Origin of the sequence: Cellulomonas triticagri (assembly GCF_003696205.1) — a bacterium.
GTDB classification, from domain to species: Bacteria; Actinomycetota; Actinomycetes; order Actinomycetales; family Cellulomonadaceae; genus Cellulomonas; species Cellulomonas triticagri.
The window spans coordinates 1-1314 of record NZ_RFFI01000261.1 but is presented as its reverse complement, the minus strand read 5'-3'; the positions used below and the strand labels follow the sequence as shown (position 1 = coordinate 1314).

General features: G+C 80.5%; 1 pseudogene. It reads left to right on the top strand.

The features are described 5' to 3' along the window. A pseudogene (locus tag EBM89_RS21705) lies at positions 1–1314 on the top strand (sacsin N-terminal ATP-binding-like domain-containing protein); the annotation flags it as partial.

Genomic DNA, 1314 nt, shown 5'->3' with positions numbered 1-1314 from the left:
CCGTACCCCGCTGCTCGCCGCGCCCGGCGCCGACGACGAGGGCGAGGACGAGCCGGACCGCGTCGAGCCGCACCGCGCCGCGACGCTCGCCGGCCCGGCGGCGGAGGACCTGGTCCGGGCGCTCGCGCCGTTCTTCGCCGGGCTGGTCGAGGTGCCCGCCGCGTCGCTGCCCGCCGCGCGGGCCCTCGGCGTGGAGGTCCGCGAGGTCGCCGAGGTGGTGGACGAGCTGCCCGCCGCCGCGGGGCTGCCGCCGGAGCGGTGGCGCGACCTGTACGCGACGCTCGCGCCCGCCGTGGCGGACCCGCTGGTCCGGGAGGCCCTCGCGTCGCTGCCGGTGCCGCTCGCGGACGGCCGGGTCGTGCGGGGTGCGCGCTCCCTGCTGCTGCCGGTGGCCGGGGCGCTCGACCCGGCGGGTCCGGTGGCGCGCGCGCTCGGCACCCTCGGGCGCTGGGGCGTGCGCCTCGTGCACCCCGCCGCGGCCCACGACGTGCTGGAGCGCCTGGGTTCTGCCCCCGCCGACCCCGCCGCGCTGCTCGCGCACCCCGGGGTCCGGCAGGCGGTGCTGGACCAGGCCGCCGAGGACGACGTCGCCGCCGCCGAGGAGGTCAGCGACGCGGTGCTCGCGCTGGTCCGGGCCGCGATCGCGGACGACGGGCCCGACGAGGCGGACGCACCGGTGCCTCCGGCCCGCGCCCTGCTGGGCCTGCTGACGCTGCGCGCCGCCGACGGCGAGCCGACGCCCGCGCACGGGCTGGTGCTGCCGGGCTCGCCTGCCGCGCGACTCCTGGACGACCGGGTGCTCGCCCCGGTGGACGAGGTGGCCGTGGACCGCTGGGGCGCGGACGCGCTGGTCGCTGCGGGGGTGCGCGCGGACCTGGTGCCGCTGGTGCTGACCGACGTCGCGACCGGCGACGACCTCGGCGGCGGTGACGAGGACGCGGACCTGGTGACCGACGGCCTGGACGGCTGGGACAACTACCTCGCGCACGTCGCCGACCTGGTGGGGGAGGGCGAGGTGCTCACCGAGGTGCTGGCGGTCGCGGACCTCGACGCCGTACACCCCGACGCGTGGCCGGACGTGCTGGTGCGGCTGGTGAGCCCGGGCGTCCTGCGCCGGGCGCTGCTCGACCCGGTGCGCGCCTCCGACGGGACAGCCGTCCCGGGGTACACGGCGTGGTGGCTGCGGGCGCGGTCCGGGCTGCTGCCGGTCGGACCGTTCGCGGCGACCGGGGCGGACGCGGCGGTCGTGCGGCTGCTGCCCGCCCCGCCGGACGCCGTGGCCGGGCTGGACGCCGCCGCGCAGGTCGCGCTCGG